This is a genomic window from Phaeovulum sp., from assembly GCF_041596715.1.
Classification (GTDB): domain Bacteria; phylum Pseudomonadota; class Alphaproteobacteria; order Rhodobacterales; family Rhodobacteraceae; genus UBA6213.
In genome coordinates, this window is the sequence record NZ_JBFHIA010000158.1 from 1 (window position 1) to 7,568 (window position 7,568).

Below are 7,568 nucleotides of genomic sequence, written 5' to 3' on the forward strand. Positions count from 1 at the left end.
CGGTCAGTCTCGGCCCGCGTATTCTGCGTGCCGATACGGCAGCGGTTGCCGCGCTGGTTTTGTGGCAGGCAAATCTGGGGGATTGGCGATGAGCCTTTTGCGCCCCGAGGCGATGACGGTTCTGATGCGCTGGCGCGAGGTTGGGGTTGCTGCGGCGGTTCTGGCGGCGGGGCTGTGGCTTGCGGCGCGTGGTGGCTATGTTTTTTTACCTGCCGGGGCGTTTCTGGCCCTTTTGGGCGCGGGTTGGGGGGTGATTGCGCTTCGCCGTCTGCGCTTTGCACGGCCCGTTACCCTTCCCGGTTGGATCGAGATAGACGAAGGGCAACTTGGCTATTACGGCCCCGGTATTGGCGGGTTCATTTCGCTGCGTGACCTGACAGAGATTCGTCTGCTGGTGCTGCGCGGCGTGCCGCATTGGCGGCTGAAGGCCGCCGATGGGCAGGCCTTGCTTGTGCCGCTGGCCGCAAAGGGCGCTGAACAATTGTATGATGCCTTTGCTACACTGCCCGACATCGACATGGCGCGCCTTGCCGCAGCCGCGGCGATGCGCACATCCGCACAGCCAACTGTGCAAGTGCTCTGGAAAAGGCCGCCGACGCGGGCTTGACTCGGCGACGACGTAGCGCCACCTAAACTTTCCTGCAATCGTGCGAAACCGGAGCGCCCAATGTCGATACCACAACAAGGCGGCGGTGCCCCGATTGAGCGGATCTCGCAACTGGTCGAATACATCGCCTCGGGTGAAAAGCCGCGCGCGGATTGGCGCATCGGAACCGAGCATGAAAAGTTCGGGTTCCTGACCGACAGCCTGCTGCCATTGCCCTATGACGGGCCGCGTAGCGTGCGCGCGATGCTTGAAGGGCTAGAGGCGCGGTTCGGCTGGACACCAGTTCGCGAACAAGGCGCGCTGATCGGACTTTCGCGCAACGGTGCCAATGTCAGCCTCGAACCGGGCGGCCAGTTGGAGCTTTCCGGTGCACCGTTGACCGATTTGCACGCAATTGCCGCCGAGTTCGATGCGCATCTGGCCGAATGCGCCGATGTCGCGCGCGATATTGGCGTTGCCTTTGCTGGCCTTGGCACCGCACCGATCTGGACGCACGATCAGATGCCGCGCATGCCCAAGGGCCGTTATCGGCTGATGACGGATTACATGGGCAAGGTCGGCACGCATGGCACGCAGATGATGTACCGCACCTGTACGGTGCAGGTGAATCTGGATTTTGGGTCTGAAGCCGACATGGTGCAAAAACTGCGCGTGGCGCTGGCGTTGCAACCTGTCGCCACGGCGCTGTTTGCCAGTTCGCCCTTTTTCGAGGGTAAGCCCAACGGCCACAAAAGCTGGCGCAGTCGCATCTGGCGCGATCTTGATGCCAGCCGCACAGGTATGCTGCCCTTCGCGTTCGAGCCGGGCATGGGCTATGAACGCTATGTCGATTGGGTGCTCGATGTGCCCATGTATTTTGTCTACCGTGATGGCCGCTACATCAGCGCACTCGGCCAGTCTTTCCGCGACTTCATGGCGGGCAATCTGCCCGCGTTGCCGGGCGAGTTGCCAACGCTTAGCGACTGGGCCGACCACATGACGACCGTGTTCCCCGAGGCGCGGGTGAAGAAATATCTTGAAACGCGCGGCGCCGACGCGGGCGATCGGGACCATATGCTGGCGCTTCCGGCGCTTTGGGTCGGGCTGCTTTATGACCAGAGCGCGCTCGATGCCGCTTGGGATCTGGTCAAGGGCCTCAGCGCCGAGACGCGCGAAGGGCTCCGGGTTGCCGCGTCGGTTTCGGCGCTACAGGGCGAAGCGGGCGGTGTGAAGCTGCAAGATCTCGCGCGCGAAGCAGTCGCAATTGCCCGCGCCGGTTTGACATCAAGGGCGCAGGCCCTCGGCGGCGCTGACGAGGGGCTTTTCCTTGACGTGCTTGAACCCGATCTTGCCACGGGCGAGGTGCAGGCCGACCGCTACTTGGCCAAATATCACGGCGAGTGGGGGGGCGATCTATCCCACATCTATGCGGCAGCAACGCTCTGACCACTATATATTCTTGACCTGAAGGGGGCCAAAGCTCACCCTGTCGCTTGTATGGGGCGTGTAATCCCATGCGTGCACTTGTGACAGGAGGAGGGAATGCGGGACTTTTTCATCAACACCTTCGAGATTCTTGTCGGTGTTATCGTCGTGCTGTTGTGCATCGGCATCGTGGCATTTGCAGGTATCACGGCCTTTGGCGGCAACGAAATGATGGGGCCGGGTGCGCCCAGCGGCCCGCTGATGGGCCTTGGCATATTGATCGGCGGCGCGATCTACGTGATCTTCATTGCCGGGCTGATGTATATGGGTCTTGGCATTTACCAAAACACCAAGCGCACCGCCGAAGCGGTCGAAAAGCTGGTAACGCGCTAAGCGACTGGCGCGCGCGGCGATGCCGGAACGCTGCGCGCGTCAAACTTCCAGCGGGTCGGGTCCGAAGCGGTTTTCGCCTCTGACGCCGCCGGTAGCATACCAGACGATCAGGATGATCCATCCAATTACCGGAATCAGCCAAAGCAAGACCCACCAACCCGACTTGTCGAGGTCATGGAGCCTGCGCACCGTCACCGAAAGCGAGGGAAGAAAGACCAGCAGGCTGAAGACGCCGCTTAAAATTGTAGTATCGGTCGAACCCGAGACGCCGCCGCTATATGTCGTCGTGGTGCCAAATACCGCGATATCGACCATGCTGAGCAAAGCCGCGCCAAGCGAAGTAAAAAGTAGGAACCACCAAAACTCAGACCGCTGCGCGCGGCCCGAAAAGGTTGCGTATTTGGATAGGCAAGTCTTAACAGATTCTTGGAATGTCATGGGTTCACCGCAAGTTACATAAATACGGGCGAACGCTACACGCGCCAGGTTCGGGCGGCAAGCGCCACATGGTGCTATCTATCGGGCGTTACTTCTTGCGGCCGATCCGCGGCTCGGTGCCTGCGGCAAGCCGCGCGATGTTGCTGCGGTGCCGCCAAAGCACCAGCGCCGCCAGAACCGCGGATAGAAGCATCATTTCAGGCCGCCCAAGAAACCAAGCAAATGGCACCGAAGCCGCCGCCGCCACTAGCGCCGCAAGCGAAGAATAGCGCGCCAGTGCTGCCACCAAAAGCCACGTGGCGCAGACAGCAATCCCGACCGGCCAAGCCAGCGCCAACATGATGCCGATGAAAGTTGCTACACCCTTGCCGCCCTTGAACCCCAGCCAGACCGGGTAGAGGTGGCCCAGAAATGCCGCGGCACCCGCCAGCTGCGCCGCATCGTTCGCCAGCAGCGCGCGCGCGATCAGCACCGCCACGGCACCCTTTCCGCCATCAAGCAGCAACGTTGCAAGTGCCGCAGCCTTGTTGCCGGTGCGCAGCACGTTGGTGGCACCGATATTGCCAGAGCCGATCTGGCGCGGGTCAGACAGCCCCAGCAGGCGCGTTACCACCACCCCGAACGGGATTGACCCGGCAAGGTAGCCCAGCACCGCCACCAGGGCCATCGCCCCAAGTCCGCTTTCCAGCATTGGCATCACTGGACCCCTCCAAATACCTGCTTGCCCGCGACGAAAGTGGCGATCACGCGCCCTTCCATCCGCTGTCCGTCGAAAGGCGTGTTCTTCGACTTCGAATGTAGCTTCGCGCGGTCCAGCAGATAGGGAACATCCGGGTCAAAGAGCACAAGGTCAGCAGGTGCACCTGCCGCCAGCCGCCCTTGTGGCAGCCCAAGTCGCCGCGCCGGGTTAAGCGCCATTGCGCGAAACAGCATCGGCAGGCTGAGCGCGCCTGCGTGGAACAGCCGCATCGCCGCAGGTAAAAAGGTTTCCAGCGCCACCGCGCCCGCAGCCGCATCTTCAAAGGGCAGGCGCTTGCTTTCTTCGTCTTGCGGGGTGTGCATCGAACAGATCACGTCGATCAGCCCTTCGCCCACCGCCGCCACCACAGCCAGCCGGTCCTCCTCGGACCGCAGAGGCGGGGACAGTTTGAAAAAGGTGCGATAATCGCCCACGTCAAACTCGTTGAGCGTCAGGTGGTGGATAGAGACACCCGCGGTCACATCAAGCCCGTTTGCCTTGGCGCGCACCAGCGCGGGCAAGGCCCGCTCGGTGGTGATCTGGTCGGCGTGATAGCGCACGCCGGTCAATTCCACCAACCCAAGGTCACGGTCCAGCCCGATCCGTTCGGCCAGCGCCGGTGCGGCGGGCAGGCCACGCAGGCTGGCGAACTTGCCCGAAGTGGCCGAGGTGCCGCGGCTGAGCCCGGGGTCTTGCGGATGGCCCACGACCAACGCGCCCAAGCTGCGCGCATAGCTGAACGCACGTGTCAGAACCCGGGTGTCTTGCACCACATGGTCGGCATCGCTGAAGGCAACCGCGCCCACATCGCGCAGAAAGCCGATTTCGGTCATCTCAAGGCCAGCACGGCCCTTGGTCAGCGCCGCCATGTGGTGAATACGGACGGGGGCTGCCTCGGCGGCGCGGCGGGTGACAAACTCCAGCAGTTCGGGCGTGTCGATCGCGGGCATCGTGTCTGGCCGCGCGATCAGCGTGGTCACCCCGCCCGCCGCAGCTGCCATCCCTGCCGAGCGGAAACTTTCGCGGTGCCGCTCGCCCGGTTCGCCCACCTTGACGCCCCAATCGACGATGCCGGGCGCAAGGCATTTGCCCGCGCAATCTATCTGCTGCGCGTCTTTCGGCGTGGGCCCGTTCACCGCGGTGATTTGGCCTGCGGTTACGGTCAGGCTGCCCAAGCTGTCGGTCAGCGCCTCGGGGTCGATCAGGCGGGCGTTGGTAAAATGCAAGGATTTCATCGGGCAGCTTTCTGAATGTCGCGCATCAGCGCAAGGACGTTGCGCGCGTCTTGGATACGTTCGAACCCAAGCGGCACCTGCCGGTCGCGCTTGTTGATGCGGCGCATTACGGATGCGAAAAACACCGACCCCGGCTCTTCGCCTTCCAGCGATAGCACCGTGTCGGGGGTGATGGGGTAGGCCGCCAGCGCGCGCCCCGAAGTCAGCGTGTCGGTGGCGATGAAGGCGCGCCGGTTGGTCAACGTGTACCACGTTCGCCGCAGCCGATAGCTGCGCCAGATCGGCCCACCTGTGCCAATCGCCACGCCGACCGAAAAGTGAAGCAGGCCAAACGCCCAAAAGAACCCGCCTGCCTGTGCCGCAAGGATCATCCAGATCAGCGCAAAGCCCGCGAATACAAGCCCGAACAGCCCCGCCGCCAGATCGCGCGCGTTGAAAGTAAAGCCTGGTTCGGGTTGACCCTGCCAAAGGATCGCCTCGTCTTTGTCAAGAATACCTTCCCAACCGGGTTGGGCGTTGGAGCTTGCCAAAGTCATGGCACCACCTTGGCGCGGGCGGCGCGCTGCGCCTCAATCGCGGCCAAAGTTGCCGCGCTATCGGCCTGATGCTTGATAAGGTGCTTCGTGCCGTCTTTGGTGACAAGCTGCACATCGCCCATCAGACGCCGGAGCGCGGCGATTTCCAGCAACATCACCTGCCGCCCTTGCGGGCCGATCAGCCGCCGCTCGGTCAGTTGCCAGCGCCGCGCAAACGCCTCTGAAGCAAGATAGGCACCCCGCAGCGCCACTGCTGCCGCCACCGCCAGCAGCGCGACCGGAATCTGGTCTGCTCGCCCGAAAAACGGCAACACCACCGCAACCACCACAGCCCCCAGCCCCGCCATCGCGGCGTGATCGAGCCAGTAGCGACGGCGGTCTGCCGCAAACACGGCCAGCACGGTTTCGCCCGCTTCCAGCGGCAATTCCGACGCCGGGCCGGGGCGGTAGTTCTGCACCGGATCGCGGATGAACTCAGGCATAGGTGATATCCATCACACCATCACCCCGGTTGCCTTGCGCCCCCGGTCCGCCCGCAGGTTTTGCGCCAAAAGGTCCATGCAGGCCATGCGCACCGCCACGCCCATTTCGACCTGATCCTGAATCACGCTGCGGTTGATGTCATCGGCAAGCTCGCCGTCGATTTCAACGCCGCGGTTCATCGGGCCGGGGTGCATGACGATGGCGTCGGGCTTGGCATTAGCAAGCTTTTCGGCGTCTAGCCCGTAGCGATAGTAATATTCGCGCTCAGACGGAATGAAGCCGCCGTCCATCCGCTCTTTTTGCAGCCGAAGCATTATCACCACATCGGCGCCTTCCAGCCCCTTGGCCATGTCGTCGTAAATCTCGCAGCCAAACTCGGCGACGCCGGCGGGCATCAGCGTTGGTGGCCCGATCAGGCGGATGCGGTTTTCCATCTTGCCAAGCAGAATGAGGTTCGAGCGCGCCACCCGGCTGTGCGCGATGTCGCCGCAGATGGCGACTGTCAGGCGCTGAATGCGGCCCTTGGCGCGGCGAATGGTCAGCGCATCAAGCAGGGCCTGTGTCGGATGTTCGTGCCGCCCGTCGCCTGCGTTCAGCACCGCGCAATTGACCTTTTCCGCAAGTAGGTTGACCGCACCCGAGGCCGGGTGGCGCACCACCAGAAGGTCGGGGTGCATCGCATTCAGGGTCAGCGCCGTATCGATCAGCGTTTCGCCCTTTTTCACGCTCGATTGCGCGACTGACATGTTCATGACATCGGCACCCAGCCGCTTGCCTGCCAGTTCGAAACTCGACTGGGTGCGCGTCGATGCCTCGAAGAACATGTTGATCTGCGTCATGCCCGCCAGCGCATCGGAATGTTTGATGGTGCGGCGACTCAGCTCGACATAGCGTTCAGCCAGATCAAGAACGGTACGGATGTCTTCGGGCGAAAGATGCTCGATGCCCAGAAGGTGGCGCGCGCGAAAGGCCATGGCTGCCAAAGTCCCCCGATTTTTTTCTGCTTATTGCAAATGCAGCGCGAGGCGGCAATCGGATTGCGCGGCAGTTTACCTTTGTCGCAGCAAAGCCTAGGTTTGCGCCATGCAGCCAGACACCTTGCCCCTTACGGAAATCGACTTTGAAACAGCCTTCGCGCTGCTTGAATGGCAGATCGAGTTCGGCGCTGATGAGGCGATGGGCGATGCACCGATTGATCGTTACACGCCACCGCCCGAACCCGCAGAATCCGCCCCCAATGCGGCCTCCGCAGCGGCTGCACCGCAGGCCGAACTGGCCGCGCCGCCGCAGGTTGCACCCGTTGATCCGGTGGCCGAGGCAGAGCAGCTGGCCGCCGCGGCACCCGACCTTGCCGCATTGGCCGAAGCAATGCGCGCATTCGAACATTGCGAGTTGAAGCGCGGTGCGCGAAACTTTGTCTTTGCAGATGGCAACCCGGCGGCGCGGGTGCTGATATTGGGTGAAGCGCCGGGCCGCGAAGAAGACCTTGAAGGTCGCCCTTTCGTTGGCGCTGCGGGGCAGTTGCTTGACCGGATGCTGGCGGCGATCGGACTTTCGCGTGAGGCACCCGACCCTGCGGCGGCGGTTTACATCACCAATGTGCTGCCTTGGCGGCCACCCGCCAACCGAGACCCAGATGCAGCCGAGATCGCGATGTTCCGCCCCTTCATCGCCCGCCATATTGCGCTTGCCGCGCCCGATTTCGTGCTGCTGATGGGCAACTCTGCCTGCGA

11 protein-coding genes are annotated in these 7,568 nt (G+C 62.9%); 5 read left to right on the forward strand and 6 right to left on the reverse strand.

The window, feature by feature from the left end; translation table 11 throughout:
- From ABY403_RS11185 to ABY403_RS11200, 4 genes are all read left to right on the forward strand, one after another.
- The coding region (locus ABY403_RS11185; protein WP_372840906.1) for a 16S rRNA (uracil(1498)-N(3))-methyltransferase at positions 1-92 on the forward strand (92 nt) is incomplete at its 5' end.
- Positions 89-607 carry a hypothetical protein gene (locus ABY403_RS11190; RefSeq protein ID WP_372840892.1) on the forward strand — a complete coding sequence of 173 codons (519 nt, stop codon included), beginning with the start codon at positions 89-91 and terminating at the stop codon, positions 605-607. The genes ABY403_RS11185 and ABY403_RS11190, both read left to right, overlap by 4 nt.
- Before the next feature lie 60 nt (positions 608-667).
- A complete protein-coding gene (locus tag ABY403_RS11195) occupies positions 668-2,032 on the forward strand; it encodes a glutamate--cysteine ligase (RefSeq protein WP_372840893.1) in 1,365 nt (454 codons plus the stop codon).
- 96 nt (positions 2,033-2,128) lie between these two features.
- Entirely contained in the window at positions 2,129-2,404 is a 276-nt protein-coding gene (locus ABY403_RS11200; protein WP_372840894.1) for a hypothetical protein, read from the forward strand.
- A gap of 39 nt (positions 2,405-2,443) precedes the next feature.
- Here the strand turns inward: ABY403_RS11200 and ABY403_RS11205 are convergent, their stop codons facing one another.
- The 6 genes from ABY403_RS11205 to ABY403_RS11230 all read right to left on the reverse strand — a co-directional run bounded on the left by ABY403_RS11205 (position 2,444) and on the right by ABY403_RS11230 (position 6,809).
- Positions 2,444-2,842: a DUF805 domain-containing protein gene (locus ABY403_RS11205; RefSeq protein ID WP_372840896.1), complete on the reverse strand. Its 399-nt coding sequence runs from the start codon at positions 2,840-2,842 to the stop codon at positions 2,444-2,446.
- A gap of 88 nt (positions 2,843-2,930) precedes the next feature.
- Entirely contained in the window at positions 2,931-3,539 is a 609-nt protein-coding gene (plsY, locus tag ABY403_RS11210; protein WP_372840897.1) for a glycerol-3-phosphate 1-O-acyltransferase PlsY, read from the reverse strand.
- Positions 3,539-4,816: a dihydroorotase gene (pyrC, locus tag ABY403_RS11215; RefSeq protein ID WP_372840899.1), complete on the reverse strand. Its 1,278-nt coding sequence runs from the start codon at positions 4,814-4,816 to the stop codon at positions 3,539-3,541. Before pyrC ends, plsY begins: the two co-directional genes overlap by 1 nt.
- Positions 4,813-5,352 (reverse strand): aspartate carbamoyltransferase catalytic subunit, encoded by a 540-nt coding sequence (locus ABY403_RS11220; protein ID WP_372840901.1) that lies wholly within the window; start codon positions 5,350-5,352, stop codon positions 4,813-4,815. The genes pyrC and ABY403_RS11220 overlap by 4 nt, the downstream gene beginning before the upstream one ends.
- Positions 5,349-5,834, reverse strand: a complete 486-nt coding sequence (locus ABY403_RS11225) for a hypothetical protein (RefSeq protein ID WP_372840903.1) — start codon at positions 5,832-5,834, stop codon at positions 5,349-5,351. Before ABY403_RS11225 ends, ABY403_RS11220 begins: the two co-directional genes overlap by 4 nt.
- Before the next feature lie 12 nt (positions 5,835-5,846).
- The gene (locus ABY403_RS11230; protein ID WP_372840904.1) at positions 5,847-6,809 is read right to left on the reverse strand and encodes an aspartate carbamoyltransferase catalytic subunit; all 963 of its coding nucleotides are present in this window, start codon (positions 6,807-6,809) and stop codon (positions 5,847-5,849) included.
- Between the two features lie 109 nt (positions 6,810-6,918).
- Here ABY403_RS11230 and ABY403_RS11235 point away from each other — a divergent pair.
- The coding region (locus tag ABY403_RS11235) for a uracil-DNA glycosylase (RefSeq protein WP_372840905.1) at positions 6,919-7,568 on the forward strand (650 nt) is incomplete at its 3' end.